The sequence below is a fragment of the Leifsonia sp. ZF2019 genome, assembly GCF_019924635.1.
In the GTDB taxonomy this organism is placed as follows: Bacteria; Actinomycetota; Actinomycetes; order Actinomycetales; family Microbacteriaceae; genus Leifsonia.
Genome location: NZ_CP065037.1, coordinates 3,460,089 through 3,485,929 on the forward strand (window position 1 = coordinate 3,460,089; position 25,841 = coordinate 3,485,929).

At 69.5% G+C, this 25,841-nt stretch carries 22 protein-coding genes and 3 tRNA genes; 17 read left to right on the plus strand and 8 right to left on the minus strand.

All coding sequences use genetic code 11. The annotated features are described in order from the left end of the window. Window positions 1-61: 61 nt before the first annotated feature. From IT072_RS17035 to IT072_RS17045, 3 genes are read right to left on the minus strand one after another with little or no spacing between them, the layout of a single operon-like run. The gene (locus IT072_RS17035) at window positions 62-2,467 is read right to left on the minus strand and encodes a helix-turn-helix transcriptional regulator (RefSeq protein ID WP_223358022.1); all 2,406 of its coding nucleotides are present in this window, start codon (window positions 2,465-2,467) and stop codon (window positions 62-64) included. A 27-nt stretch (window positions 2,468-2,494) separates the two neighbouring features. Further along, window positions 2,495-3,727 carry an NlpC/P60 family protein gene (locus tag IT072_RS17040; protein ID WP_442786813.1) on the minus strand — a complete coding sequence of 411 codons (1,233 nt, stop codon included), beginning with the start codon at window positions 3,725-3,727 and terminating at the stop codon, window positions 2,495-2,497. A gap of 52 nt (window positions 3,728-3,779) precedes the next feature. Continuing rightward, window positions 3,780-4,988, minus strand: coding sequence for a murein hydrolase activator EnvC family protein (locus IT072_RS17045; RefSeq protein ID WP_223358024.1), 1,209 nt, complete (start codon window positions 4,986-4,988; stop codon window positions 3,780-3,782). A gap of 424 nt (window positions 4,989-5,412) precedes the next feature. Between IT072_RS17045 and IT072_RS17050 the strand changes: the two genes are divergently transcribed. From IT072_RS17050 to IT072_RS17060, 3 genes are all read left to right on the plus strand, one after another. Continuing rightward, window positions 5,413-5,485: transfer RNA gene (locus IT072_RS17050), tRNA-Glu, on the plus strand. A gap of 49 nt (window positions 5,486-5,534) precedes the next feature. After that, window positions 5,535-5,611, plus strand: a tRNA-Asp gene (locus tag IT072_RS17055). 56 nt (window positions 5,612-5,667) lie between these two features. Beyond that, window positions 5,668-5,743 (plus strand) — tRNA-Phe (locus IT072_RS17060). A gap of 70 nt (window positions 5,744-5,813) precedes the next feature. On the opposite strand, the gene IT072_RS17065 is transcribed toward IT072_RS17060, so the two are convergent. Continuing rightward, the gene (locus IT072_RS17065) at window positions 5,814-6,848 is read right to left on the minus strand and encodes a Gfo/Idh/MocA family protein (protein ID WP_223358025.1); all 1,035 of its coding nucleotides are present in this window, start codon (window positions 6,846-6,848) and stop codon (window positions 5,814-5,816) included. Between the two features lie 10 nt (window positions 6,849-6,858). Further along, the gene (gene murQ, locus IT072_RS17070; protein ID WP_327058918.1) at window positions 6,859-7,800 is read right to left on the minus strand and encodes an N-acetylmuramic acid 6-phosphate etherase; all 942 of its coding nucleotides are present in this window, start codon (window positions 7,798-7,800) and stop codon (window positions 6,859-6,861) included. A 279-nt stretch (window positions 7,801-8,079) separates the two neighbouring features. On the opposite strand from murQ, the gene IT072_RS17075 reads away from it, so the two are divergent. The 13 genes from IT072_RS17075 (at window position 8,080) to IT072_RS17135 (ending at window position 21,831) form a co-directional block, all read left to right on the plus strand. Beyond that, on the plus strand, window positions 8,080-8,985 hold the full coding sequence (locus IT072_RS17075) for a MurR/RpiR family transcriptional regulator (protein ID WP_223358026.1): 906 nt from the start codon (window positions 8,080-8,082) through the stop codon (window positions 8,983-8,985). Between the two features lie 59 nt (window positions 8,986-9,044). Further along, window positions 9,045-10,241 carry an exo-beta-N-acetylmuramidase NamZ family protein gene (locus IT072_RS17080; RefSeq protein WP_223358027.1) on the plus strand — a complete coding sequence of 399 codons (1,197 nt, stop codon included), beginning with the start codon at window positions 9,045-9,047 and terminating at the stop codon, window positions 10,239-10,241. Window positions 10,242-10,366: 125 nt separating this feature from the next. Beyond that, window positions 10,367-11,341 carry a GNAT family N-acetyltransferase gene (locus tag IT072_RS17085; protein ID WP_223358028.1) on the plus strand — a complete coding sequence of 325 codons (975 nt, stop codon included), beginning with the start codon at window positions 10,367-10,369 and terminating at the stop codon, window positions 11,339-11,341. Between the two features lie 29 nt (window positions 11,342-11,370). Then, entirely contained in the window at window positions 11,371-12,666 is a 1,296-nt protein-coding gene (locus tag IT072_RS17090) for an extracellular solute-binding protein (RefSeq protein ID WP_223358029.1), read from the plus strand. Window positions 12,667-12,745: 79 nt separating this feature from the next. Then, a complete protein-coding gene (locus IT072_RS17095; RefSeq protein ID WP_223358030.1) occupies window positions 12,746-13,708 on the plus strand; it encodes a carbohydrate ABC transporter permease in 963 nt (320 codons plus the stop codon). Further along, complete coding sequence (locus IT072_RS17100) at window positions 13,708-14,592, plus strand: carbohydrate ABC transporter permease (protein ID WP_223358031.1); 885 nt, start codon at window positions 13,708-13,710, stop codon at window positions 14,590-14,592. Before IT072_RS17095 ends, IT072_RS17100 begins: the two co-directional genes overlap by 1 nt. Window positions 14,593-14,629: 37 nt before the next feature. Next, window positions 14,630-15,316, plus strand: a complete 687-nt coding sequence (locus IT072_RS17105) for a PIG-L deacetylase family protein (protein WP_223358032.1) — start codon at window positions 14,630-14,632, stop codon at window positions 15,314-15,316. A 155-nt stretch (window positions 15,317-15,471) separates the two neighbouring features. Further along, window positions 15,472-15,615 (plus strand): hypothetical protein, encoded by a 144-nt coding sequence (locus IT072_RS17110; protein WP_223358033.1) that lies wholly within the window; start codon window positions 15,472-15,474, stop codon window positions 15,613-15,615. An 11-nt stretch (window positions 15,616-15,626) separates the two neighbouring features. After that, entirely contained in the window at window positions 15,627-16,727 is a 1,101-nt protein-coding gene (locus IT072_RS17115) for a hypothetical protein (RefSeq protein WP_223358034.1), read from the plus strand. Further along, the gene (locus IT072_RS17120) at window positions 16,727-18,562 is read left to right on the plus strand and encodes a family 20 glycosylhydrolase (protein ID WP_223358035.1); all 1,836 of its coding nucleotides are present in this window, start codon (window positions 16,727-16,729) and stop codon (window positions 18,560-18,562) included. Before IT072_RS17115 ends, IT072_RS17120 begins: the two co-directional genes overlap by 1 nt. A 271-nt stretch (window positions 18,563-18,833) precedes the next feature. Beyond that, window positions 18,834-19,814: a cytochrome c oxidase assembly protein gene (locus IT072_RS17125; RefSeq protein ID WP_223358036.1), complete on the plus strand. Its 981-nt coding sequence runs from the start codon at window positions 18,834-18,836 to the stop codon at window positions 19,812-19,814. Beyond that, on the plus strand, window positions 19,814-20,656 hold the full coding sequence (locus IT072_RS17130; protein ID WP_223358037.1) for a cytochrome c biogenesis CcdA family protein: 843 nt from the start codon (window positions 19,814-19,816) through the stop codon (window positions 20,654-20,656). Before IT072_RS17125 ends, IT072_RS17130 begins: the two co-directional genes overlap by 1 nt. Continuing rightward, window positions 20,653-21,831 (plus strand): redoxin domain-containing protein, encoded by a 1,179-nt coding sequence (locus IT072_RS17135; protein WP_223358038.1) that lies wholly within the window; start codon window positions 20,653-20,655, stop codon window positions 21,829-21,831. Before IT072_RS17130 ends, IT072_RS17135 begins: the two co-directional genes overlap by 4 nt. Before the next feature lie 14 nt (window positions 21,832-21,845). On the opposite strand, the gene IT072_RS17140 is transcribed toward IT072_RS17135, so the two are convergent. Further along, window positions 21,846-22,316, minus strand: coding sequence for a MarR family winged helix-turn-helix transcriptional regulator (locus tag IT072_RS17140; RefSeq protein WP_223358039.1), 471 nt, complete (start codon window positions 22,314-22,316; stop codon window positions 21,846-21,848). 68 nt (window positions 22,317-22,384) lie between these two features. Here IT072_RS17140 and IT072_RS17145 point away from each other — a divergent pair, with 68 nt between their 5' ends. Next, window positions 22,385-24,154, plus strand: coding sequence for a chloride channel protein (locus tag IT072_RS17145; protein ID WP_223358040.1), 1,770 nt, complete (start codon window positions 22,385-22,387; stop codon window positions 24,152-24,154). A gap of 124 nt (window positions 24,155-24,278) precedes the next feature. Here IT072_RS17145 and IT072_RS17150 read toward each other — a convergent pair whose 3' ends face one another. Both IT072_RS17150 and IT072_RS17155 read right to left on the minus strand, forming a co-directional pair. Continuing rightward, complete coding sequence (locus tag IT072_RS17150) at window positions 24,279-24,995, minus strand: class I SAM-dependent methyltransferase (protein WP_223358041.1); 717 nt, start codon at window positions 24,993-24,995, stop codon at window positions 24,279-24,281. Window positions 24,996-25,123: 128 nt separating this feature from the next. After that, window positions 25,124-25,792, minus strand: coding sequence for an SGNH/GDSL hydrolase family protein (locus IT072_RS17155; RefSeq protein WP_223358042.1), 669 nt, complete (start codon window positions 25,790-25,792; stop codon window positions 25,124-25,126). Window positions 25,793-25,841 lie beyond the last annotated feature (49 nt).

The window sequence follows — 25,841 nt, forward strand, 5'->3', positions numbered from 1 at the left end:
CACGCGCGGAGGCGGCCCGGCAGACGTCGGCCACCGCAGGGGACGCAAATCGCCCGCTGATTCACCCCTGACGCGGGCCGGCGATCAGCCGGAGCTCGCTGGCGCGCGCCAGCGCGGCCTCGCGACTGCTCACGCCCAGCTTCCGGTAGACCGACCGCAACTGCGTCTTGATCGTGTTGATCGAGACCTGCAGCTGGTCGGCGAGCTCCTCACGCGTCCGGCAGTGCGTGAGCGCGAAGAGGATCTCCAGTTCTCGTCGCGAAAGGGTCGGAAGCTCCTCGAGCGCCGGGAAGCGGTAGGGCCAGGATGGCGCGCCGCCCGCGATATGCCGGGCGATGACCGCCTGAACGCCGTCCGGCGCGAGAGCGAGAGGGGTGGAGAGCCCGTGGTGCGACAGCAGGGCACCCGCATCCGCCGCGAGTCGCTCGAGGAGGTCGGCCCCGGCGGCATCCGCCGCCGCGACCCCGACCACGGCGGCCATCGCTCGCACGCGTGGCGACACCCCCGCGACTCCCCCGGCTGTGGTGTCGGCGAGGGTGACGAGGGCCGATCCGGCATCGTCTCGGAGCACGGACTCGAGCGCCGACAGCACCTGGCCGACAGGCGGCTGCGAGCGGGAGCCGGCCGGGGAAGGGACCCCGGCGAGCAGCCAGGCGAGCCGGGACTCGGCGGCCAGCACGCCGCGCCAATACGGTGCTGACCCGTCGAGAAGGGCGCTGTCGATCACGGCTCTGACCCGGGGGTGGTCTCCCTCGGCCAGATCGATCATGCACTCCACAGCGATCGCCGCGGGACGATGCTCGACCGTCGCCAGGTGCGGCTGGAGCACGGAGAGCGTGGTGCGGGCGCGTGCAGCGTCCCCGCGTTCGAGCAGCAGGATCGACTCGGCGAGGACCCCGAAGAAGCCCAGATAGCTGTGATCCCAGCGCGCGGGATGCGGAGTGTCGGAGCGGACCCGCAGCAGTTCGGTCGCCTCGCGCAGCCGTCCCGCAAGGGCGACTACTCCGGCCATCACGCTCACGCAGTGGAACCAGCCCGCCGTACCCGGGCCGTTGCAGCGCAACCCCAGGGTCAGCATGGCCTCGGCGCGATCGATCTGGCCGGCGTTCACGAAAGTGAGCGCGAAATGCACGATCAGTCGGCTGGTCCCCGGCTCGGCGATCAGCGCACGCTCCGGATACGTCTGCACGATCCCCTCGGCCCGCGCGGCCGCGCGCACCGCCCCCGTCAGCCTGCCCTGCAGACGCAGCGCGGCCGTCAGCATCCCGAGGAGCCACAGCTGCTCCCCCGGTTCGACGCTTCCCACGTTCTTGCGGATGGACTCCGCGGCCAGATCGAACATCGGGAGGGCGGCGTCTTTGTTGCCCGCGGCGAGATAGTGCAAGCCGACCATCAGGTTCATGGCCGGGAATCTGCTCCTGTCGCCGACGGGGACCCGCTGGAGGGCGGCGGCGGCGGGCGAGTCGACCAGCCCCTCCCAACTCGTGCGGATCACCCGTGACGCCAAGTACAGGTCATCGATCTCGAGGGCGGCCTGCAGCGCCGGCCACGGGTGGCCGTTCTCCAGCGCCCACAGCGCGTCCCGCCTCACCCACGCCCGGGTCTCGTCGGTCCCGCGCTCTGCTCTCCGGTTGCGCAACGCCGCCCGGATCTCGGGAAAGAACTCGAACTCGTCCGGCCCCGTCCACCTGCCCAACGCCAGCTCCTCCGCGAGCGAGAGACGGGCGGGATGCTCGGCCCCGAGCGTCGACTGCACGAAGGCGTCCGAGAGGACCGGCGAGAAGGCCAGGCGAGCGAACGCCGAGAGCAGCCCGTCCGGATCGTCCTGGGTGGCGAGCACGAATTCGAGGTAGCGTTCGGCGGATCGGCTGTCGTCGAAGTTCTCGCCGGCGAGGAGCACGATCCGCCACCGCAATGGCGAGATGCTGTCGGGGACGGGCGACGGACTGGCCGGGCGCAGCCGGCTCAGGAGCCGGCCGGCCTCAGCGGAGGTGAACGCCAGGTCGGTCGCGTCGATCAGCTCCACCGCCGAGGGTGAGGCCGCCGCGAGTGCCGTGAATCGTTCGGGGTGCCGACTGGTCAGGATGAACCGGAGCAGCGACGTCGACTCCAGCAGGCGGAGCACGTCGTGGGCGAAGGCGGGCTCGTCCGGCACGTCGTCCACGATGACGGTGGCGGGCTCGTCCACCTGCGCCACGGCATCGATCCAGTCGTCCGGCTGGGACCCGGCCCCCTGGTCGCCGGGCGGCACGAGGTCCAAGCGCGCGGCGATGTCGAACCAGAGCTCTGCGCGGCCCCTGCCGCGTCCGGACACGGAGGCGCACCGCTCGCGCGCGACCCGCGCGTATTCACGGACGAGCGCCGACTTGCCGTACCCGGCCGGCGCGCCGATGCAGATCAACCGGGTCGGCGCGCTCAGGCGCTGCAGCAGGCGGGGCCGCGAGACGAACTGCTGTGGCACCTCCATCGCTCACCGCCTTCGCCCCGCCGTGGATCAGGCCGAGGGACGCGCCACCTGGTACCAGGGCGAGCCCCAGACGGACTGGATCTTCACGACGTCGCCCTCGGTGGGCGCAGCGATCATCTGTCCGCCGCCGATGTAGATGCCGACGTGGTAGAAGTCACCCGGGCCGCTGCCCCAGAAGATGAGGTCGCCCGGCTGCTTGGCACTGTACGAGACGAGCTGGCCCCTGCCCTGGGCCGTGTAGTACTGGTTGTTCACCGAGTGCGAGCCGATGTAGACGCCCGCGTAGGCGTAGGCCTTCATCGTCAAGCCGGAGCAGTCCCACGTGCTCGGACCGGCGCCGCCGAGCTGGTAGGGCTTGCCGAGCTGCGAGCGCGCGTAGGCGATGGCCGTGTCGACGACGTTGCCGTCGGGGGGCGCGACCGGGCCGCCACCGCCCGAGGACGATCCGCCGCCCGAGGACGACCCGCCGCCGCCGGACGACGATCCGCCGCCGGAGCTCGCCGGAGGCGGGGCCTGCTCCGCGGCTTTGCGCGCCGCCTCCTGCTGGGCCTTGAGCTGCTCGCCCTGGAGGTAGGCGGCCTCGACGGTGGACGACGTGTTCTTCAGGGCGGCGAGCTGGGCGACGAGCTCGGTCGACTTGCTCTCCTGCGTGGCCAGCGCGGCCTGCGCCTTGACCTGGGCGGCGTTCGCGGCAGCGAGGGCCGTGTCGGCTTGCGAGGCGAGCTCCTGCCGGGCCGACTTGGCGGACGTGGCCTGCGCCTTCAGCGATTCGGCGGCGTTCTTGTCCTTGGTCGCCTGCTCGTACACGGCCTTGGACTGCTCCGTGAGCTTGCTCATCGTGCCGAGCTGGAAGAGGAGCTTGTCGGCGTTGTCGCCCGAGCCTCCGCCGTTGAGCATGAGCTGGCTGGTCATATCGCCGCCCGCGGACTTCGCCAGGTGGGAGGCCAGGAGTCCCGCGCGCATCTGCGAGGTCTTCGCCTTGGCGGCCGCATCCGTCGCCTGCTTCTGCAGGTCCGCCTCCTTGGCGGTCGCGGAGTCGAGCGCGATCTTGGCCTGCAGGTACGCCTCGGCGGCCTTGGCGGACTCGACGCGTGCGGCGTCGACCCCCGACTGGAGGGTGCCGATCAGCGACGTGATGTTGTCGATCATCGCCTGCTGGTTCGCGACGTTCGACTTGGCCTGCTGCACGTCGTTCCACGACGGGTAGTCGACCGCCTGTGCGGGGGTCACGATGCCGATGGAGGCGGTGACCGCTCCCATCACGCCGGCGCCGATCGCCAGCCCGGTGCGGGTGCGTGTGCTCTTGTCGTTCTCAGCCAAGGGGGGCCTGCCTGTCTCTCATGAACGGGATGCCGTCGATCTTCACGTCGTTGATGCGCACCTCGAAGTGGAGGTGGCACCCTGTGGAGGCTCCGGTCGTTCCGACGCGGGCGATCGGCTGCCCGGCGCCCACACCCTGGCCGATGCCGACCATGATGCCGCCGTCGCGGATGTGCGCGTAACCGGTCTTGATGCCGCCGCCGTTGTCGATCAGCACGAAGTTGCCGTACGAGCCGTAGTAGCCCGCGTAGATCACGGTGCCGCCGTAGGCGGCGTAGATCGGCGAGCCGCAGCCGGCGCCGATGTCGATGCCCTGGTGGTAGGTACTGCCGACGCCGCCGGGCGACGGCCGCGAGCCGAAGCCGTCGGTGATCGGGCCGGCCGCGGGGACCGCCCACCCCTGCGGTCCCACGTAGCCGCCCGGGAGTCCGCCGGAACCACGCGCGGCGGCCGCAGCGGCCGCAGCGGCGACCCCGGCCTCGTATCCCTGCACCGTCTTCGCCGTGGCGTCCTTGAGCGCGGCCAGCTGCGCCTGCATCACGACGATCTGCTTCTGCTGCTCGGCGAGCTTGTCCTGCGCGGCCTTCGCCGCGGCGATCGCGGCCTCCATCGCGGCCTGCGCGGCGATCTGCAGCTTCTCGCGCTCCGCCTTGGCGACCTCCGCCTGCGCAGAGAGCGAGTCCGCCGTGTTCTGCGCCGCCTTCGCGTCGCTGTAGACCTTGTTCGACTGCTCGACGAGCTTCGACATGCTGCCGAGGTCGGAGAGGAGCTTGTCCGGGCTCTTCGACGAGGCGCCGTTGCCGCTCAGGAAGAGATTGGCAGTCAGGTTGCGGCCGCCCGTGCGGTAGAGCTGCGCCGCCAGCTTGCCCGCCTGGGCGCTCGCGGCGTCGGCCTTCTGCTGGCTCTCCGCCGCCTGCTTGTCGAGCTCCTGCGCCCGCATGTTGGCGTCGTCGAACTTGGCCTCGGCGACCTGCAGCTCGGCGCCACGCTTCTCGGCCTCGGCCTGCGTGGTGGCGACCTCGCCCTTCAGCTGCGCGATCAGGTTGGTGATCTTGTCGACCTGGGCGGATGCCGTCGACTCGTTGGCCTTGGCGTTCTGGACGTCCTGCCAGCTCGGGTAGTCGTCGGCGTAGGCCGGGGCGACGGAGCCGGCCGCGGCGACGGCTGCAACGATCAGGGCGGCGATCCCGGTGCGCAGCACCCGACCGCGTCGCCGGGGCGTCCTCTCCCCGGATCCACTCGTCTCGCGTCTCATCGCCACCTCGAACCCGCTCGTTTCACGCATCGCATCATGTCTCGTTCGTCACACCAGTCGCACGGGTATCGCTAGTCAACTCGTGCAACTTTACCAACATGCGCCCGCGAAGCCCAGGGTCGGTGGGCGCGGCGGGGCCGACGGCGCGTGACTCACGCGGACGGCGGGGGGAGCCGTCGCTCGCAATCTGCCACGGAGACCCGCCGAATCCCGGCATTTGCGTGGGGCGTCGCCCGATCCGGAACCTCCTGCGGGGGCGGCCCGGCATCGGACCCGCCCGGGATGCAGGACCGATTCGCATTCCGTCCGCATCTTCCGTATGCTTATGCGTCGGTGGTCGTCGTGAAGCGAAAGCGGAGCGGGACAACCCGGCCCCATCGTTTAGCGGCCTAGGACACCGCCCTTTCACGGCGGCAGCACGGGTTCGAATCCCGTTGGGGTCACCCGTCCTCGCAAGCAGTGGGCGTCACGTACAATTGAACACACAAGTAAGGCCCTGTAGCGCAGTTGGTTAGCGTGCCGCCCTGTCACGGCGGAGGTCGCGGGTTCAAGTCCCGTCAGGGTCGCCACGGCGACAAGCCCTTCCCCTCGGAAGGGCTTCCGTCTATCACCGCCCCGGCGGTGAGGCTCTGTAGCTCAGTTGGTAGAGCGTTCGACTGAAAATCGAAAGGTCACCGGATCGATGCCGGTCGGAGCCACCACGAAGACCCCCGGTCCATTACGGAATCCGGGGGTTTTCGCTGCCTGAAGTGCAACCGAGATGGTCTCGTGTCAGGTGACGACTTCGCTCGCGCCGGACCGAAGCGACCGCTCGACGGCGAACAGCACCCTGTTGACCTGGATGCCGGCCGCGAGGGGAGTCTCCGGGCTGCGCCCCGACCTCAGGTCGGCGAGATACCGTCGCGTCATCCAGGCGGGCGCCCCGCTGTCGATGCCGTCGAATGCCCCGCCGAGCATGCCGACAGTCGTGTGGCGGTCCTGGAAGACCTGCACTCCGCTGCGCCCGATGTCGGTCAGGGCGGAGCCCTGCGTTCCGACGAGCTCGTAGGTGAAATCCACGGGCGCCGGGTGGCTCTCCGGCAGGACCCACGCCGAGGTGAGGGAGGCGGTGGAACCGTCGGTCAGCTCGGCCAGCACGTGGACGACATCCCAGGTGTCGATTCCGCGACCGGCCAGGACGCCCCGGGTGCCCCGTGCGAAGACCGTGCGGATGTCTGCGCCGCCGATCCACTGGACGAGGTCGACCGTGTGGGGCATGAGGAACCACAACGGCGAGCTCTTCGCGGCCCAGGAGAGCATGCGCTGCGGCACCGAGTAGGTGTTGCTCAGCCGGGCGGCCTGGAAGATCGGCGCCCCGGTCTGGCCGGCCTCCACGCTCTGGCGGATCGTGAGGAACGGAGTGTTCCAGCGGTTCTCGAAGGCCACCATGCAGTAGACGCCCGCCCGCGCGACCGCGTCGTCGATCCGTGCGGTGTCCTCCGGCGTGGTCGCCACCGGCTTTTCGAGCATGAGTGCAGCGCCGCGGTTCACCAGCTCCGTCACGGCATCGGCGTGAAGGAAATCGGGTGTGGCGATGATCGCGGAGTTCGGGTCGGCCTCCGCGTACGCGTCTGCGATGCTCCGCCACACCGGGAACGGCTGCCCGTCGATGATCGCAGTCGCCCCCTGCGGCAGAGCGGGGTCGACGAATCCGACCAGCTCGGCCTGCGGCTCCGTCGCGACGACATGGGCGAACATGCGGCCGCGCAGCCCCGCACCGACGATCAGCACCCGGGGGTGCATCGCACCCATGGACAGTCCGCTCATCTCCACGCCCTCACGCGCCGGCGAGCGCCGTACGCAGGCTGTCGCTGGACTCGACGAGCTCCGCCGCATCCTCCGGGCTGAGGTCGCGCAGGAGCATGAGGACCGCGACCTGTACCGAGCCGCCTCCGCCCTCGAGCGCCGCGGCCGCCTCGTCTGCGGTGCATCCGGTGATGAACATCACGATGCGCTCGGCGCGCACACGCAGCTTCTCGTTCGTCGCGCGGAGGTCGACCATGATGTTGCCGTAGGTCTTGCCCAGCCGGACCATCGTCACGGTGGAGATCATGTTGAGGACCAGCTTCTGAGCGGTCCCGGCTTTCAGGCGCGTCGATCCGGCGATGAACTCCGGACCCACCACGACCTCGATGACGTGGTCCGCCCCGCGCCCGATCGCCGAATCCCGGTTGCACGCGACCGCGACGGTCAGCGCTCCCGCCGACCGTGCGAACTCCAGCGCACCGGAGACGAAGGGAGTGCGGCCGGAGGCGGAGAGGCCCACGACCGAGTCGAGCGGTGTCACGTCGATGGCCGCCATCGCCGCGGCGCCGCCGTCGCGATCGTCTTCCGCGTCCTCGACGGCCGTGCGGATGGCGGCCTCCCCTCCGGCGATGACGCCCACGACGCGGGACGGGTCGACATCGAACGTGGGCGGGCACTCGCTGGCATCGACGACCCCCAGCCGCCCCGCCGTTCCGGCGCCGACATAGATCAGCCGCCCGCCGGCCCGCATCCGCGCGGCGATGTCGTCGATGGCCGCCGCGACCTGGGGGAGCACCTGGCGCACGGCTGCGGGCACCTCGCTGTCGTTCTCGTTCATGAGCGAGAGCAGTCGCGAGGTCTCGAAAGTGTCGAGGTCGCCCAGGTCGGACGCCACGATCTCGGTCGTCAGTGCGTCCAGCTCGCGGTGCAGGACGTCGCGTGGGCGTCCGGTGAGGTCGGTCAGTCTAGACACGGATGGCTTACCTTTCGTGAGGCAGGTCGGAGCGGAGGGTGAGAGCCGCCGCACGGTCGATGGCGGCGCCGAGCGGTCGCCGCGGTGGAGGCCAGCCCTCGCGCGCGGGGCGCGGTGATGAGACCGGTCAGGAAACGCGGTCCGGCTTCTGGGCTCACTGAGGTCCTCCACGGTTAGGATGAAGACAAATTACAGCAACGGAAGCCAGCAAGTAAATGATTGACAGATTTTGCCCGATCTCAGTACTGTGACACGACGACGAGGTGGGAAGGAGGACACGTGGCACTGAGCGACAACGTCACTAGTGTTCTCACCGTGAGTATTCAGACGAGCATCCAGTCTCACGTCGACTCGTTCCCGCCCACCATGCGACGCGTGGCGGATGTCATCCTCGAGCGCCCGCAGATCGTGATGGAGAACACGATCAGCGAGCTCGCGCGGGCCTGCGACACCTCCGAGGCGTCCATCGTGCGATTCTGCCGAGCCCTGGGCTTCACGGGCTATCCGCAGCTCAAGCTCCAGCTGGCGGCCGAACTGGCCAAAGAGTCAGCGGAGTTCGGCGGCAACGGAGACGGAGCCTACGGGGCGGACATCAGCCCGTCGGACACCCTCGCGGAGATGGTCGCCAAGATCGCCGGCAGCGAGATCCTCGGCATCCGGGAGACAGCGGACAGTCTCGACATCAAGGTCCTCCAACGGGTGATCCGCAAACTGGAGCGGGCGAAGCGCGTGGTGCTGTTCGGTGTCGGCGCGAGCAACGCCGGCGCACAGGATCTCGCACAGAAGCTGCTCAGGATCGGGCACGTCGCGCTCGCCTTCCATGACGCCCACGATGCCCTGGTCTCCGCCGCGCTCGTGGAGCAGGGCGACGTGGCGATCGGCTTCTCCCACAACGGGCGCACCCGCGAGACCATGGCCTTCCTGAGTGCGGCTCGACGCAATGGTGCACACACGGTCGCCGTCACGAACGTCCCGGACTCGCCGCTCGCCGAGCAGGCGGAGAGCGTCCTGCGCACAGCCGTGCGCGAGACGACCTTCCGCTCCGGCGCGATGGCCAGCAGGATCGCCCAGCTCACGATCATCGACTACTTGTTCGTCGGGGTGGCCCGTGGTCGCTACGACCGCACCGTTCAGGCGCTCAAGAGCACGTACGAAATCGTCAAGGAACTCCGCGACGACAGCTGAGCGCCGTCGCGTCCTGTGCCCTCCGCGCGGGTCTTGGCGGCGCAGGACGAAAGAGGATCATGACCCGCACCAGGACGGGCGCGGAGCGCGCCGCTGACGACATCCGACTGCTCGGCGACGGCAGGATCGGGCTCCTGACGAACTTCACCGGGACGATGCCGGACCTGGGCCGCACGTCGGACGCGCTGGTCTCGGCAGGTGCTCCGATCAGCGTTCTGTTCGGTCCGGAGCACGGTCTGAACGGATCGGTGCAGGCGGGAGAGACCGAGTCCGAGTCGCACGATCCGCGCACCGACCTCCCGATCGTCGAGACCTATCTGAAGTCCGGAGCCGAGCTCGACCGAGTGTTCCAGGAGTCGGGCGTCTCCACCGTCGTCTTCGACATGCAAGACCTCGGCGTCCGCTATTACACGTACATCTGGACTCTCTACGACGCTCTGGAGAGCGCCGCGCGGACAGGGATGCGCTTCGTCGTCCTCGATCGTCCGAACCCGCTCGGCGGCCTTCGCGCGGAGGGTCCCGGCCTTCCTGATGCCGCGTTCTCGAGCTTCGTCGGTCGCAGCGACATCAACCAGCGCCACGGGCTGACGGCAGGAGAACTCGCGCGGCTGTTCGCGTCCCGGGACCTCGCCGGCCGCGGTCTGACGGTGGACCTGCACGTGGTGGAGGCCGAAGGGTGGAATCCGGGCGGCGGCTTCGACAGCACCGGACTGCCGTGGGTGCCGCCGTCGCCGAACATGCCGACCCTCGACACGGCGTTCGCGTTCTGCGGCACCGGCATCTTCGAGGGAACGAACGTGAGCGAGGGGCGCGGGACCACGCGCCCGTTCGAAATGCTGGGCGCTCCCTACATCGACGGCCGCCTTGCGACCCGGCTCCGCGAGTCGGACGTGGCCGGGGTCCTGTTCCGCGACGTGTGGTTCGCGCCGACGTTCCACAAGTACGCCGGCTCGACGGTGCGCGGCGTACAGCTGCACGTGACCGACCGCGACGCGTTCCGTCCGGTCGCGACGGGGCTGGCGGTCCTCGATGCGATCGCCGAGCTGTATCCGGACGAGTTCCGGTTCCTGCCGCCGGGAGAGCGTCTGGACGGGCCGGATCGCCGGCACGCCATCGATCTGCTCTGGGGTTCCGACGAGTTGCGCAGGACGGTGGAGTCGGGGCTGCCGGCGAGCGGGCTCGTCGGCCCGGCCGCTCACGTGACAGAGCTCTACGGGCCCGACGTGCTGCTCTATCCACGTGTTTCCGCCGTGTAACGGGCACGTAAATGATTGCCAAGAATCTTTTCCTGGCTGAAAATGCTTGACAGCATTGTTCCTATGAAGGTAATTTCGACCGCACCGACATCCAGCACCACAGCGAAGTGAGCGCGAGGAGAGCCATGCTGCAGACCACTACGACACCCACGATCCGTTCGTTCCGCACCGGCGACGGTCCCCGGATCGCCGAGGCCTGGACGCGTTCGGCGCCCGCCGACGGGATCACCGAGTCGCGGTTCCGCGACATGTTCCTGCTGGACAGGAACTTCGACTCCGACGGCCTGACGATCGCCGAGCAGAACGGCGAGATCGTCGGAGCCGCGTACGGCGTCCGCCGGCTGATCGCGGCCGACGGCGCGGACCTCGAGCGGGGCTCGGGCTGGATCCCGTTCTTCTTCGTCGTGCCGGAGGCGCGTCGCTCGGGGATCGGCACGACGTTGCTCCGGCGCACGATGGGCTGGCTCGCGGAACAGGGCGCGACGACGGCGTATTTCTCGTCGTACACCCCCAACTACTTCCTCCCCGGCCTCGATGGCGAGCGCTACCCCGACGCGCAGCGGCTCCTCGCCTCGCTCGGCTTCACGACGCAGTACGAGTCGGTCGCCATGGACCGGACCTTGAACGACTACGCGATGCCGGAGCGCATCCGGGAGCGGGCCGATGCACTGGTCGCTGCCGGATGGCGCTTCGGGTCGCCGACCGGGGATGACCTGCCGGAGCTGATCCGCATCGCAGGCACCCGGTTCAACCCCGACTGGGCGCGCGGCATCCGCGAGGGTGTGCTGGGCGGCCTGCCGCTGGAACGGATCATCACGGTCCGCGACCCGCAGGGCAGGATGCTCGGCTGGGCGATGCACGGCACGTACGAGAACGTGCTCGAGCGCTTCGGCCCGTTCGGTGTCCTTCCCGAGAGCCGGGGGACCGGCCTCGGTGAGATCCTCCTCCACCTCACGCTGGAACGGATGCGGGCGCTCGGCGCGCACAGCGCCTGGTTCCTGTGGACGGAGGAGACCTCGCCCGCCGGCCACCTGTACCTCAAGACCGGCTTCAGCGTCACCCGCACCTTCGCGATCCTGCACGCGCCGCTCGCTGGCTGAGCGGCCACGACATCACCGAGAGGAAGACCATGAGAACAGCACCGTCCCGCCGCCGGCTCGTCACCGCCGCGGCCGTCGCCGCGGCGACCGCACTCGTCATGACCGGCTGCAGCGGAGGCTCCAGCGGCGACGACAACGGGAAGGTCACCCTGACCTTCCTCAGCCACTACGGCGACGAGCCCATGAAGAGCGGCATCAGCACGCTCATCGACCAGTGGAACTCGGAGCATCCCGACATCCAGGTCAAGCAGCAGACCGTCAAGTTCGACGACCTGCTCACGACCCTCAACGTCCGCCAGACCGGCGGGCGCGGCGCGGACATCCTGAGCTCGTACGCGCTCTGGGGCGGTCAGCTGGCGGCCAACAACGTGCTGGACAAGCCGCCGGCGGACGTCGCCGAGGACATCAAGACGAACTACAGCTCTGCGGCCGCCGCGGCCGTGACCGGCGGCAACGGCCAGGTCTTCGGATACCCCACCGAGTTCAACACGTACGTCTTGTACTACAACAAGAAGATCCTCGCCGAGGCCGGGTACGACTCCGCGCCGACGGATTGGGCCCAGCTCAAGGAGGTGGCCGAGAAGACGACGAAGAAGGACTCCTCCGGCAACTACCAGGTCGAGGGCCTGTCGCTCATCCAGGACGGCGACAACCAGACCGCGCACCCCTTCCTCTCGCTGCTCGACGCGGCGGGCGGGAAGTTCCTGAAGCCGGACGGCAGCTCCGCCCTCGACAGCACGGCGAAGGCGACCATGGAGCTGGAGTCGGAGCTGGCCAAGAACGGCTCGACGACGACCTCGATCATGCCGACCAAGGCGTTCCCGGCGAACCAGGTGGCGATGGCCATCCAAGCGAGCTGGTGGATCGGCAGCCTCAAGAACCAGATGAAGGACGAGTACAAGAACGTCGGCACGGCGCCCGTCCCCGGCCCGAAGGCCGGCGAGCAGGGCTCACTCGCCTACGCGTTCTTCACCGGTGTGAACGCCGGGAGCAAGCACAAGGAGCAGGCTTGGCAGTTCCTGACCTGGTTCAACTCCCACAAGAACAAGGAGGGGGTGACCGAGATGGGCGACTTCCTCGCCTCGAACGGTCTGATCCCGCCGCGCAAGGCCGACGCCGACATCCTCGGCCCGAAGCTCCAGGCGGCCGACCCCAACCTCAAGCCGATCTACGAGGCGGCCGGCTACGCGATGGCCGAGTCGAACGCGGCGAACGCCTACAAAGCGAAGACGTCTCTCCACAACGCCCTCGATCAGATCCTCGTGAACAACGCACCGGTCAACCAGACGTTCAACGACCTGGTCGCCGAGATCAACCGCAAGTAACCCGACACGACCCTCGGGAGGGGCGGCGCCCCGCCGCCCCTCCCGCCCCGCGGAGGCAGCAGATGACAGGCACAGAACGATGACCGGCACAGTCGCGACCCCCACCCGTGAAGCGGTGAGCGAGCTCGAGGCACCCAGGCCACGGACCACGACGAGAAGTCGCCGCTTCCGCAGGGAGGGGCGTGCGGGATACCTGTTCCTCGCACCGTCGCTCCTGTTCTTCCTGGTCTTCCTGATCCTTCCGTCGTTCTTCGCGATCTTCCTGTCGCTCTCGAAGTGGGGCGGGTACGACCTCACGCAGATCCACTTCATCGGAGTCCAGAACTACACCGACATCCTCAACTTCAACAGCACCTTCGTCTCGCCGATCCTGGTGAACACGCTGGTGTTCGCGGCGCTGTCGGTCGTGCTCGCCGTCGCCGGATCGCTGATCGTCGCGCAGTGCATCGAGCGGCTCAAGTTCCAGGGGTTCTGGCGCTTCCTCTACTTCCTCCCCGTCGTGGCCACCGTGGTGGCGATCGGCAACGTGTGGAAGATGATGTACCAGCCGTCCGGCCTCATCAACGGCCTGCTCAACGCGCTGCACATCAACTCGATCGGCTTCCTGTCCGATCCCAAGATCGCGCTGCCGTCGGTCGCCGTGGTGCAGGCGTGGGCATCCATCGGCGCGGCGGTGCTCATCCTGACCGCCGGCATCAAGGCGATCGACCGCAGCGTCTACGAAGCGGCCGAGCTCGACGGCGCGAACAGCTGGAAGACGTTCTGGGGCATCACGCTGCCGCTGCTGCGCCCCTCCCTCGTGTTCGTCTTCATCACGCAGGTCATCGCCGGCCTGCAGTCGTTCGCCCTCATCATCGTGATGACCAAGGACGGCGGCCCGGTCAACTCCACGAACGTCGCAGCCTTCGAGATGTACCAGCAGGCCTTCAAGTTCGGCGCCTGGGGGACGGCGAGCGCGATGGCCATGGTGCTGTTCGTGATCATCTTCATCATCACCCTGATCCAGCTCTGGGTCAGCCGACGAGCGGGAGACGACGACTGATGCGCCTCCGTAACAAACGCGTCCGCACCCCCTGGTTCTCGTACCTCGTCGTGACCATCGGCGGGGTCGCGATGGCCCTGCCGTTCTTCGACATGGTGTCGAGCTCGTTCAAGGGATCGGGAGAGTACGGCATCCTGCCGTATCACTTCCTCCCGCAGGAGTTCACCTGGGGCAACTACTACGCAGCCTTCACCGAGCTGCAGCTGGGCAAGCTCTTCCTGACCAGCGTGATCGTGACCGTCGCGGTCACGGCATCGGTACTGATCACCTCGGCGATGGCCGGCTACGCGCTTGCCAAGCTGCGCTTCCGGGGGCGGGAGGTCATCTTCCGCTTCATCCTCGCCACGATGATGCTCCCGCCGTTCCTGCTGCTGATCCCCGACTTCCTGATCATGCTGAACTGGCCGCTGGTCGGCGGCAACAACATCCTCGGCCAGGGCGGCGACGGCGGTATGACGACCAACATCGTCTCGCTCATGCTCCCGTTCCTGGTCAGCGGTTTCGGCATCTTCCTGATGCGTCAGTTCATGGTGGGCGTCCCGAACGAGATGCTCGAAGCCGCACGGATCGACGGCGCGGGCGAGTGGCGGCTGTTCTGGAGCGTCGTGCTGCCGCAGGCCAAGCCGGTGGCGATCACGCTGGGCCTGATCACCTTCGTCGGCCAGTGGAACGAGTACATCTGGACATCCTTGATGGCCTCGGCGAACCCCGACCTGATGACCCTGCCCGTCGGCATCCAGCTGCTGCAGAGCTTCATCGACCCCAACCGCACGATGCCGATCGTCATGGCCGGGATCGTCATCAGCACCCTGCCCGTGCTGATCCTGTTCCTCTTCCTGCAGAAGTACTACGTCCGTGGCGTGGTGCTGTCCGGCATGAAGTGAACCGACCGAGAACGACGCGAGAAACGGAGCGAATCGAATGAGGACAGTGCTGGCCATCGGTGGGCACATCGGCGACATGGACCTGACCGCAGGACCCACGCTGGCGAAACTGGCGCTGGAGGGCGCGCGGACGATCATCCTGGCGTGCACCTACGGCGAGCGCGGCCACCCCCGCCTCTCGCCGGACGAGTACCGCGTGCAGAAAGTGCGCGAGGGCGAGGAGTTCGCCGCGGGCATCGGAGCGGAGTTCCGCGTGCTCGACTACTCGGACGGCTTCCTCCCCGCCGACGACACGGCGGCGGAGCAGATCGCCGACATCATCCGCACGGAGAAGCCGGACACGATCATCACCCACTGGACGAAGAGCATCCACCGGGACCATGAGCACGCGGCCGTGCTGGCCGAGCGTGCGCGATTCCTCGCGTCGCTTCCCGTCGACAGCCCGCTGGGCCGCCACAGCGTGGGGACGTTCCTGCACGCCGACAACTGGGAGGACGCGGACGGCTTCGTCCCCGACCTCTATGTGCCGATCCCCGACGAGGCGTTCGAGCGCTGGGCCGCCGCGATCCAGGGCCAGGCGTTCGCGCGCGGCGAGACGTACGGCTTCCGTTACATCGACTACTACACCGCGCTGATGTCGGCCAAGGGCTGTCTGGCGGGTGTCGACCGCGCGTGCGGTTTCGTGCGCGGCGGAAGCTCCAAGTTCGAGCTCGCGGGACCGTGACGGCCGCACCTCCAGCGCCGTCGAATGCGACCTGGGGCCACGCGGTCTCTCGTGATGCCTCGCACGACCAGCTGGTTCCGGCCGCAGCCGTCACCCCGGCCGATACGGCAGCCGTCGCGGAACTCTTCCGGCGGCCGCGCGGTTCGGAGAGGTCCGTGACATTCCGGTCGGGAGGCACGGGCCTCACCGCCCAGGCGTCAATCGACCGCACCTGCGAACTCGGGATGACGCGGGCGACCGGCCACGTGTACGAGCACATCCGGCAGCCGCTGGAGCGTGCGACGCGTCCCGACAGCTGAGACGGGCCCGGATGGGAATCTACGACGAGCTCGGCATCACCCCGCTGATCAACGCCTGGGGCACGGTGACCGCCGTCGCCGGGTCCCTGATGGCGCCTGCTGTCGTCGACGCGATGCGCGAGGCCTCCGAGGCGTTCGTGGACCTGCATCTGCTCCACCGGCGCGCCGGCGTGGAGATCGCCCGGATGCTCGGAGTGGAAGCGGCCTGCGTCACGTCGGGCGCCGCAGCCGGGATCACGATCGCTGCGGCGGCGAGCGCCGGGCTCGGCGGGGAGGCCGACCGGCCGGTGCTCCGCGACGAATGCGTGATCCTGCGCGCCCACCGCAGCCGCTACGACCGCGCGGTCACGGTCGCGGGGTTGCGTATCGTCGAGGTCGCGGCGCACGGAGCGTCCGATCTCCGCGCCGCTGTGCACGTCCGGACAGCGCTGGTGCTGTACGTGGCGGAGGCGGAGCACGCCCCCGGGTCACTTCCGCTCGACGTCGTCGCGGGCGCGCTGGAGGGGACCGGCGTCCCTCTGGTGGTCGACGCGGCCGCCGAGCTCCCGCCGCGCTCGAACCTCCGGCGGTTCCTCGATCGCGGAGCCGACCTCGTCATCGTGAGCGGAGGGAAGGAGATCCGCGGCCCTCAGTCGTCCGGACTGATCCTGGGACGTCAGGACCTGATCGCGGCATGCACGGCGATCGGCTTCCCGAACCACGGGATCGGTCGGGGAATGAAGACGGACAAGGAGACGATCGCCGGCCTCGTCCGCGCCGTCGACCTCTACGTCCGGCGCGACGAGGCTGCACAGTTCCGAGCCTGGGATCGGATGGTCGAGCAGATCGTCGGGACGCTCGATGCCCACCCATTGCTGCACGCGCGTCGGCACCGGCTCCGGGAGGCCGGCATCCAGCCGGCGTCGATCCCTCGAGCGTACGTCACGGCGCCGGCGCTCCCGGCGGAGGAGCTGGCCGCGCGTCTGCGCGCCGGGGACCCCGCCGTCGCCGTCGGGGTCGACGGCGACGCCATCGCGATCAATCCGCAGTGCCTGGAACCCGACCAGGTCCCCGCCCTCATCCGCGCGATCGTGGGGGCGTGCGCATACCGAGCACGTACCGGAGGACACTGATGACCGATCTGATCGGATCGCTCTTTCCGCAGCCGCGTCGAGCGCAGGTCTCCCCCGGCGACGGGCCGGGGCGTGACGCCCCGCTCGTGGTGCGAGTCGACCCGGCGCTGCGCCCCGAAGGCTTCCGCCTCCGCGCGGACTCCGGAGGTGTGCTGATCGAGCACGCCGACGAGCGCGGGCTCCGGCATGCGCTGGCGACGCTCGCCCAGCTGCGTTCCCATCCGGACTGGGGGTCGGGCGTCGTCGAGATCGCCGACCATCCCGACTTCCCGGTGCGCGGCTACCTGCTCGACATCAGCCGTGACCGGGTGCCGACGCGCGAGACGCTCGTGCGCTATCTCGACCTCGCCGAGCGGGCCCGCCTGAACCACTTCGAGCTCTACATCGAGCACACCTTCGCCTACCGCGGGCACGAGGTCGTGTGGGAGGACGCCTCACCGCTCACGGCGGAGGACCTCCGCTGGTTCGATGCGCAGTGCGTGGCCCGCGGCATCGACTTCGTCCCGTCGGTGAACTGCCTCGGGCACATGGAGCGCTGGCTGGTCCACGACGAGTACCGGGACCGCGCGGAGAAGCCCGACGGCTTCGAATGGGCCGGGGAGCACCGCCCCGCGGCGACTCTCCGGCCCACGCGCGAGAACGCCGACTTCGTGCTGGAGCTGCTGACCGAGATCGCCGCGACGACGAGCAGCGGAAAGATCAACATCGGCGCCGACGAGCCGTTCGAGCTCGGCCTGGGCGCCTCAGCGGCGCTCGTCGACGAGCGCGGCCGAGGGGAGGTCTACTTCGACTACGTGCAGTACCTTCTGGAGAACCTGACCCGGCGCGGCTACCAGGTGGAGTTCTGGGCGGACATCTTCGCCGAGCACCCCGAGCTGATGGGACGGGTGCCGCGAGGCGCCGTGCCGGTGGTGTGGCAGTACGACGGGCCGGCCCTCAGCGCCGCAGCTATCGAGCGCGCTGACGACGAGCAGCACGCGAGGTGGGCGGCGATGGACTTCGATGTCGAGGCCACCAGGAGTGGTGTGCGCGGCAGGGCCGCAGGACTGATCGCCGCCGGCGAGCCGTTCTGGCTGGCGCCGGGCACGAGCACCTGGCAGTCGTTCGTCGGCCGGATCGACAACGCGACCGACAACCTGGCCGACGTGGCCCGCACCGGCCTCGACACGGGCGCGCGCGGATACCTCATCACCCAATGGGGCGACTACGGCTCCTTCGATGCGCCATCGATCTCGTTCGGCCCGCTCCTGGTCGGCGGCGCGATCGCATGGTGTTCCGACACGAACCACGATCAGGATGTCGCCGGAGTGCTCGACCGGATCGCGGTCCAGGATGCGGCGGGCGGGTTCGGTCGCGCGACCGTCGAAGCCGGCCGCGCCGCCGCCGCACTCGATTCGCCCCTCCTGAACGCGAGCCAGCTCTTCACGGTGCTGTGGCGCGCCGGCCGCATTCCCGCCGCCGCCTGGCCGGAACCGGCCGGCATCGCGGCCGCACGCACCCACCTCGAGCACGCGAGTCGAGCGCTCGCCACGGCAGATCCGAGCGCCGGCGATGGCGGGCTCTGTGTCGCCGAGCTCGAGCACGGCATCCGTCTGGCGCTCCTCGGGGCGGACGTCCTCGCGCTCGGCCGCGACCGGCTCGACGAGCTCGACCCGCGGGTCGCTGCAGAGCTCCGCGACCGGCTCGACCGGCTGGTCGTCGACCAGCGCGCGCTGTGGCTGCGGCGCGCCCGGCCCGGTGGACTCGACGACTCGATCGGCAGGCTGCGACCGCTCAGGCGGCTCCTGGAACGGGCGGCGAACTCGGCTCCGGCCGGATCACTGCCCAGCAGCTGAGATCGCGGCGGCGGCGGAGCAGCGCCTCCGATCTCGCGCAGTCGCTCGTGCATACGGTACGTGGGTCCGTAGACGGAGACGGCCGCGATCGGGGCATCGACGGCGTCCACGATGACCGACACGACACGCTCGACGTCATCCGCACCGGGAGTCTCGTTCGCCGAACGCCAAAGTTGTGTATAGTCGCAACTGTTGCATGAATGCATCAATAACGACTCTCCCGCTGTTCTCCGGATCGACGCCTCCCGTCGATCCGCCATCGGCGCATGCCATGAGCGGGCCGATGTGGATGCCGACGGCGCCGCCCACGCTCGCTCGCCTGGTCGCGCTGCATCCGCAGCCGGTCCCGGTGATCCCGGTGCTGATGCTCGTCCTGGCGGGCCTCTACACCGCCGGCGTCGTCCTGCTTCTCCGCCGCGGTGACCGGTGGCCGGTGAGCAGCGCGGTGTTCTGGGCGCTCGGGATCCTGAGCGTGCTCGCCATGACGGCCACCGGCATCGACGGCTACGGGATGGAGCTGTTCAGCGTGCACATGGTCCAGCACATGGTGCTGTCGATGCTCGCCCCGATCTTCCTCGTGCTCGGCGCACCCATCACCCTCGCTCTGCGCGCGCTCCCGGCCCGGCCGGCGGGGACGTTCTCGGCCCGCTCCCTGCTGCTCTCGGTGCTGCACAGCGCACCCGCCCGATTCGTGGCCCACCCGGCCACGGCCCTCGTGCTCTTCCTGGGCAGCCTCTACGGCCTGTACTTCACACCGGCCTTCGACGGGTTGATGAGCACGATGTGGGGACACAACCTGATGCTGCTGCACTTCGTCGCGATCGGGTTCCTCTACTTCTGGTGCGTGCTCGGCGTCGACCCGACACCGCGCCGCGCCTCCCGCGGGCTGCGGAAGTACGCTGCGCCGACCGTGCGGATCCTGGAGCTGGCGGCGACGGCGCCGTTCCATGCGTTCTTCGGCGTGATGCTGATGATGTCGGTCGCGCTCGTCGTCGGCTTCTACCGCATCCCGATCTCCGGGTGGGGGATCGCCCCGCTCGCCGACCAGGCCGTCGGCGGCGGCATCGCCTGGGGCTTCACCGAACTGCCGACCGTGTTCGTGCTCGGCGTGCTCCTCCTGCAGTGGCAGCGCTCCGATGAGCGCACGACCCGGAGGCGGGAGCGGTCCGCTGCGCGCGCCGAAGCGGAACGACGGTCGTACAACGACTACCTCCAGAGGCTGGCGGCCAGAGACCGGGAGGGCACCCGCTGATGGGGCCGGCCATCGTCTACGCGTTCGCGCTCGGTCTCGCCGCGGCGGTCAACCCGTGCGGCTTCCCCCTGCTGCCGGCCTACCTCGCCGTCTTCCTGGGCTCCGAGCCCGCGCCCGTCGGGACGCGACTTCTCCGAGCGCTCCGCGCGTCGGTCGCAATGACCGGTGGCTTCGTGACGGTGTTCGCCGTCGTCGGGATCGCGGTCGCCACCGGGGTGCACCTGGCCGTGGCGTGGGTGCCCTGGTTCACCGCGGCCCTCGGCCTGGCCCTCCTGGTCGCCGGGATCGTCGGGGCGGCGGGCCACGACGTGCGGATCCCCGCGATCGCGCTTCCCTTCCGCTCCGGGCGGGGGATGCTGGCCATGCTCGGTTACGGCGCGGCGTTCGCGGCCACCTCCCTCGGGTGCGCGTTCCCGCTCTTCGCCGCCGCCGTCGCGCCGTCCACCACCGCCGCCTCCGCGGTCGACACGACGGCGGCCGCCCTGTCCTACGCATTGGGGATGGGACTCTTCGTGACGGCCTGCAGTGTTCTCGCAGCCTTCGTCGGCGCGGAAGCCGTTCGTGTCGCCGGACGGTACGCGAAGCACCTCCCGAGAGCCGCATCGGTGCTCCTGCTGCTGGTCGGGGTCTATGTGCTCGCCGACGGGATGCTGCTCATCCTCGAACCGCGCACGGAGCCGTCATTCGCGACCGTCGTCTCCCGGGCCAGCAGCGACCTGACCACCGCCGTCTTCGCCCACCCTCTGCTCGTCGGCGGGTTCGGCGCCTGCCTCGTGCTCGCCGCGCTGGCCGTCGCCGCCGTCGCCACCCGATCCACACGCCGCGCTCCGGAGAACCAATGACCCCTCGCCGTCACCGCACCTGGCCCCTCATCGCCGCCGCGACCGTCGTCCTGGCCGGCTTCGCAGCCGTCCTCGTCGCGGCGGCGCAACCGTCGTCCCCCGGGTCCGCCGCCCCCGCGTCCCCACCGACGGAGCCGGGGATCTCGACCGCGGCAGCGAGCCTGCTCCAGCTCGATCCGCTCGGCACGGCCGCGTCGAAGGCCCCCGACTACACGTTGACGGATCAGCGCGGACGGACGATCACCCCGTCGACCTTCCGCGGACGCAGCGTCGTCCTCACCTTCAACGACGACGAGTGTCAGGACCTCTGCACCCTCCTCGCCCAGGACGTCGCCCTCGCCGACCGGGACCTCGGCCCGGCCGCCTCCCGGATCGCCTTCGTCTCGATCAACGCCAACCCGTACCACCCGGCCATCTCCGACGTCGCGTCCTGGACCGACTCCCACGGGGTGGGCGGCGACGCGAACTGGTACTTCGGCACCGGCTCGCCGGCGACCCTGGCGGCCGTCGCCCGCGCCTACGGCGTGCCGATCGAGCTGGATGCGGCGCACCAGTCCGTCGTGCACGGCACGGAGATCTTCTTCATCGGCCCCGACGGCGCCGAACGCGCCCTCGGCCAGTTCGGCACCGACTCCGCCAGCACGGCGCCGTTCGCACACACGATGGCGCAGGAGGCCGTCGACCTCCTCCCGGCCTCCCAGCGGCGCCCGGTCGCCGGATCGGCCACCGTCGACCTCGCGACAGGAGACACCGGCATCGGCACGAGACCGAAGCCGTTCTCGCTGCCGGCTCTGACCGGGTCGGGCCGCGTCACCCCTACCACCGGCCACTACACGGTGCTCAACTTCTGGGCCAGCACCTGCACCGCCTGCGTCGGCGAGCTCGCCGACCTCCAGAAGGTGTCGGCCGAGTTCGCCGGGCGGGCCGACCTGATCGGCATCGACGTCTCCGACGATGCCGCCGCGGCCCGCGCCACCACACGACAGGCCGGCACGGGCTACCCGCTCGCGGTGGACGCGAACGGCTCGGTCGCCGGCGCCTACCGGATCTCCGGACTCCCGTACACCGTGATCCTGGACCCGACCGGTCAGGTCGTCATCCGCCACCCGGGCGCGTTCACCGCCGAGCAGCTCGAGTACATCCTCGACTCCCTCGTCCCGCCCGCCACGAAGTAAGGCGGGAGGCCGGGTCAGAGGCCCAGCGTCAGCAGATCCTCCGGCGTCGGCTCGCCCGCGGCCCTCGAGAACAGCTCCATCGCGTCGATGATCTGCTGCTGCTCGTCCGCGGTCAGGGACGTCAGGACAGCGGCGACCTGGCGGCGGCGACGCTCGGTGACCTGGTCCACGAGGCGACGACCGTCGTCGCTGAGATCGACGAGGATCTCGCGCCGGCTCTGCGGGCTCTCCTGTCGAACCACCCACCCGCCGTCGACCATGCGATCGATGGTCCGGCTGAAGGTCGACGGGACGGCGCCGACGCGCGCCGCCAATGCGCCCATCCGCATCGCGCCGGAACCGGCCAGCACGACGAGCACCCGGAACTGCGGCAGCGTCACCTGCTCCAACGCGTCCGCGACGGAGCGCGCGACGATCCCCAGCAGCGCCCGCGACGCCTGGAGCGTCGCCTCGGTCGCCTCGTGCGGGAAGCCGTGGTCCTGCATGGTTCCTCCAGTGTTACGCTGTTTGATGCATTCATGCAACAGTTGCATCTCTACATGATTGGGGTTCTGTGTCCGCCATCACCGCGAGCATCCGCGGAGTCGTCGACGGCTCACGTGCCAGCATGGCGCACTGGTGGCGACGCGTGCGCGCGACTCCCGCACCTTTGATCGCTTCGGCGCTCGTGGTCGGCGCCGGAGCCGGACTCGCCGCCGTGGTGTTCCGCTGGCTGGTGCAGACGGCGACGCTGATCTTCACCGGCACGGCCGACTACGCCGCCACGACCGGACACCCCGCCAACCCCTGGGTTCCCTGGCTCGGCGGCGCCTTCGTCATCCTCGCCCCCGCGATCGGCGGCCTCCTCTACGGCCCGCTCGTGCATCGCTTCGCGCGCGAAGCCCGCGGCCATGGCGTTCCGGAGGTCATGTACGCCGTCGCCCGCCGCGGCGGACACATCCCGGGCCGGGTCGCCGTCGTCAAGGCGCTCGCCTCGGCGATCACCATCGGCTCCGGCGGGTCCGTCGGCCGCGAGGGGCCGATCGTGCAGATCGGCTCGGCGCTCGGCTCCACCCTCGGGCGGATCACCCGCATGCCGGAGACGCAGCTGCGCACGCTCGTGGCGTGCGGTGCCGCCGGAGGGATCGCGGCGACGTTCAACGCCCCGATCGCGGGAGTGTTCTTCGCGCTCGAACTGATCCTGCGCGACTTCGCGACCCGGTCGTTCGCCGCCGTCATGCTGTCGTCGATCGTGGCATCCGTCGTCGGCAGGTCCATTCTGGGCGATCACCCGTTCCTCGCACTTCCGGCGTTCACCGTCAGCCGTCCGAGCGAGTACCTGCTCTTCGCCGGGCTCGGCCTGCTCGCGGGCGCGGTCGGGGTGCTCTTCAGCAAGATCCTCTACCTCGTCGAAGACCTCTGCGACTGGGCGTGGCGGGGGCCCGAGTGGCTGCGGCCCGCCGTGGGCGGCCTCCTGCTCGGTCTGCTCCTGTTCGCGATGCCGCAGCTCTACGGCGTCGGCTACCCCGTGCTCGAGGCGAGCGTCGCCGGCACGTACACCGTCGGCTTCCTGCTCCTGCTCGTGCTCGCCAAGATGGTCGCGACCAGTCTGACCATCGGCATCGGCGGCTCCGGTGGCGTGTTCGCCCCCAGCCTGGTCATCGGCGCCGCGTTCGGTGCCGCGACCGGCGAAGCCATCGGGCTCGTGATCCCCGGTCTCTCGGGTGACGCCGGGACCTTCGCGCTCGTCGGCATGGCCGCCGTCTTCGCCGGCGCCACTCGGGCCCCGATCACAGCCGGCATCATCCTGTTCGAGCTCACGGGCGAGTACTCGATCATCCTGCCGCTTCTGCTCGCGGTGATCGTCGCCACCGGCACCTCGCGACTGCTCAGCCGCGACACCATCTACACCCGCAAGCTCAGCCGCCGTGGCGTGGACCTGACCGCGCCCGCCCTCCCGGCCCTTCGCGGCACGACCGTCTCCGCCCTGATGTCGACGCCACCGCCGTCGATCCGCGGCAGCCAGGACGCCCGCGAGGCGATCGTCCGGCTGGGCGAGTCGCACCGCCGCGCAGCACCCGTGGTGGGTGACGACGGGTCGTTGATCGGGGTGCTCACCGCGGCCGATGCGGCCCAGGCGCTCGCCTCCGACGAAGCGACCGCCTCCCGCACCGCGGCAGAGCTCAGCGAGCGCATCACGGTGCTGGCCGCCGATGAGCATGTCGCCGACGTCCTCGACCAGGTCATCGGGGCGGAGGCGACCGATGGAGTCCCCGTCGCCACGGACGGCAGGCTCGTCGGATGGCTGGCTCCCGCCGACGTGCTCCGCGCGGTCGCATCCTGAGGAGCGGTCGCCTCCTGAGGAGATGGGGCGATCGCCGTCCTCCGCGCCGGACGAAGGTCACCGGATCGATGTCGGTCGGAGCCACGAAGCAAAAGCCCCCGGGAAACCGGGGGCTTTTGCTTCGTCAGCGCTTGCCGGACTCCAGATCGAAGAGCAGGAACGCCAGGAACCGGCCGCTGGGACGACCGGCGAACTCGTCGGGGAACCGCTCGTACGCGTCCGCGGAAGGCGCAGGCTCGCTGAGCGCCGTGATCCGGAATCCGGCCGCGGCGAACGCATCGGTCATCGCGTGGGGGGGACGGTCCCAGAACACCAGCTGCGCGCTCCGTCCGCCGAGACTCCACTCTTCGGTTCGCGACCGGATGCCGAAATACTCGGAGTCGCCGCCCGAGAGCCGATCTCCGAGGAAGGTGGCCGACGGATGCTCCTCCGAGATGATCAGCCTGCCCGCGGGCTTGAGGATCCGCCGGAACTCGCCCAGTGTCGCCCCCCAGTCCTCGAGGTAGTGGAGCACTTGCGACGCGACGACGAGGTCGAAGGTGTCATCGTCGAACGGAAGCGGTTCGCCGAGGTCGGCGACGGCGAGATCGGCGCCGTCGCCGAGCCTGAGTTCGGCTTGCTCCACCATCCCGGCGCTCGAATCGATACCGCTGACGACGGCGCCGCCCGCACGGAGGTCGGCGAAGATCGAGCCGGAACCGCACCCGGCATCCAGCACGCGCAGCCCTGCGACGTTCCCTGCCATCTCGGCGAGCGCGGGCCGGTTGTAGTACTCGTTCAGGAGGCTGGTCTCGTTCAGCGCCGCGTATGCCTCGGCGATCGAATCGTAGGCGTGCGTCATGGGGTCGATCGTGTCACACGCGTTCCCGTTGTGGACGGGGCTACGGCAGCACCCGTCCGGTGCGCCCGCCCCGAGCATGAGCGAGCCCTCTCAGCGCCTGCGCGTCCTGGCCGCCTGCCGAGCAGCGATCAGAGGTAGGGCGCGAGGTTCGACAGCACGACCCGGTAGCCGTCCGGATTGAGGTGGGCGCCATCGAAGGTCAGCTCCTTCTTCAGCTCGCCCCGTTCGTCGGCCAGACCGGCGTTCACGTCGATGAAGGGGAATCCGAACTCCTGCGCGATCCGCTCGATCGCGTCCGAAGCGGCCTGTAAAGCGTGATTGGAGCGCGTCGCGAGGAGCGCTCTCTCGTCCTCGTCGTTCCGGAAGTCCACCGTGTTGATCGGGTAGAACCTCAAAACACAGGTCTCACAGTCCGGCAGACGCTCCGCGATCCTGCGGAAGATCTCCCGCTCGTTCGCCAGGAACTCCTCCTCCGGGACCCCGAACCCGATGTCGTTCGTGCCGATGTTGATGAACACCTTCGACGGCTCGAGATCGAAGATCTGCGTATCCAGGTGGGCCAGGAGGAACGCCGTCGTCGTCGCACGCACGGCACGGTTGTAGATGATCGCGTCGAACGCGACCTCGCCGCTCTCCTGCCATTGCTCGATCGGGAAGATCTCCATGAGGCTGGACCCGACGAAGACGACCTGCCCACGCTTCGCAGTCCGGTTCGCTGTCGCGTACTTCTCAAGAAGCGACGCTTGGAACGCCTCCAGTTGCGGGTTGAGGGTCAGCGACTTCGTCTCCTCGGTCATGTCCGTTTCTCCTTCCTCGGTGCATCGTCCCTCTTGTACTGAGACCGGC

Bases quoted from the DNA above. Each gene is read 5' to 3' on its own strand.
- IT072_RS17035 (WP_223358022.1), bottom strand. From the start codon at position 2,467: ATGGAGGTGCCACAGCAGTTCGTCTCGCGGCCCCGCCTGCTGCAGCGC.
- IT072_RS17040 (WP_442786813.1), bottom strand. From the start codon at position 3,727: ATGGGAGCGGTCACCGCCTCCATCGGCATCGTGACCCCCGCACAGGCG.
- IT072_RS17065 (WP_223358025.1), bottom strand. From the start codon at position 6,848: ATGAGCGGACTGTCCATGGGTGCGATGCACCCCCGGGTGCTGATCGTC.
- IT072_RS17080 (WP_223358027.1), top strand. From the start codon at position 9,045: ATGACCCGCACCAGGACGGGCGCGGAGCGCGCCGCTGACGACATCCGA.
- IT072_RS17085 (WP_223358028.1), top strand. From the start codon at position 10,367: ATGCTGCAGACCACTACGACACCCACGATCCGTTCGTTCCGCACCGGC.
- IT072_RS17090 (WP_223358029.1), top strand. From the start codon at position 11,371: ATGAGAACAGCACCGTCCCGCCGCCGGCTCGTCACCGCCGCGGCCGTC.
- IT072_RS17095 (WP_223358030.1), top strand. From the start codon at position 12,746: ATGACCGGCACAGTCGCGACCCCCACCCGTGAAGCGGTGAGCGAGCTC.
- IT072_RS17100 (WP_223358031.1), top strand. From the start codon at position 13,708: ATGCGCCTCCGTAACAAACGCGTCCGCACCCCCTGGTTCTCGTACCTC.
- IT072_RS17105 (WP_223358032.1), top strand. From the start codon at position 14,630: ATGAGGACAGTGCTGGCCATCGGTGGGCACATCGGCGACATGGACCTG.
- IT072_RS17115 (WP_223358034.1), top strand. From the start codon at position 15,627: ATGGGAATCTACGACGAGCTCGGCATCACCCCGCTGATCAACGCCTGG.
- IT072_RS17120 (WP_223358035.1), top strand. From the start codon at position 16,727: ATGACCGATCTGATCGGATCGCTCTTTCCGCAGCCGCGTCGAGCGCAG.
- IT072_RS17125 (WP_223358036.1), top strand. From the start codon at position 18,834: ATGAGCGGGCCGATGTGGATGCCGACGGCGCCGCCCACGCTCGCTCGC.
- IT072_RS17130 (WP_223358037.1), top strand. From the start codon at position 19,814: ATGGGGCCGGCCATCGTCTACGCGTTCGCGCTCGGTCTCGCCGCGGCG.
- IT072_RS17135 (WP_223358038.1), top strand. From the start codon at position 20,653: ATGACCCCTCGCCGTCACCGCACCTGGCCCCTCATCGCCGCCGCGACC.
- IT072_RS17140 (WP_223358039.1), bottom strand. From the start codon at position 22,316: ATGCAGGACCACGGCTTCCCGCACGAGGCGACCGAGGCGACGCTCCAG.
- IT072_RS17150 (WP_223358041.1), bottom strand. From the start codon at position 24,995: ATGACGCACGCCTACGATTCGATCGCCGAGGCATACGCGGCGCTGAAC.
- IT072_RS17155 (WP_223358042.1), bottom strand. From the start codon at position 25,792: ATGACCGAGGAGACGAAGTCGCTGACCCTCAACCCGCAACTGGAGGCG.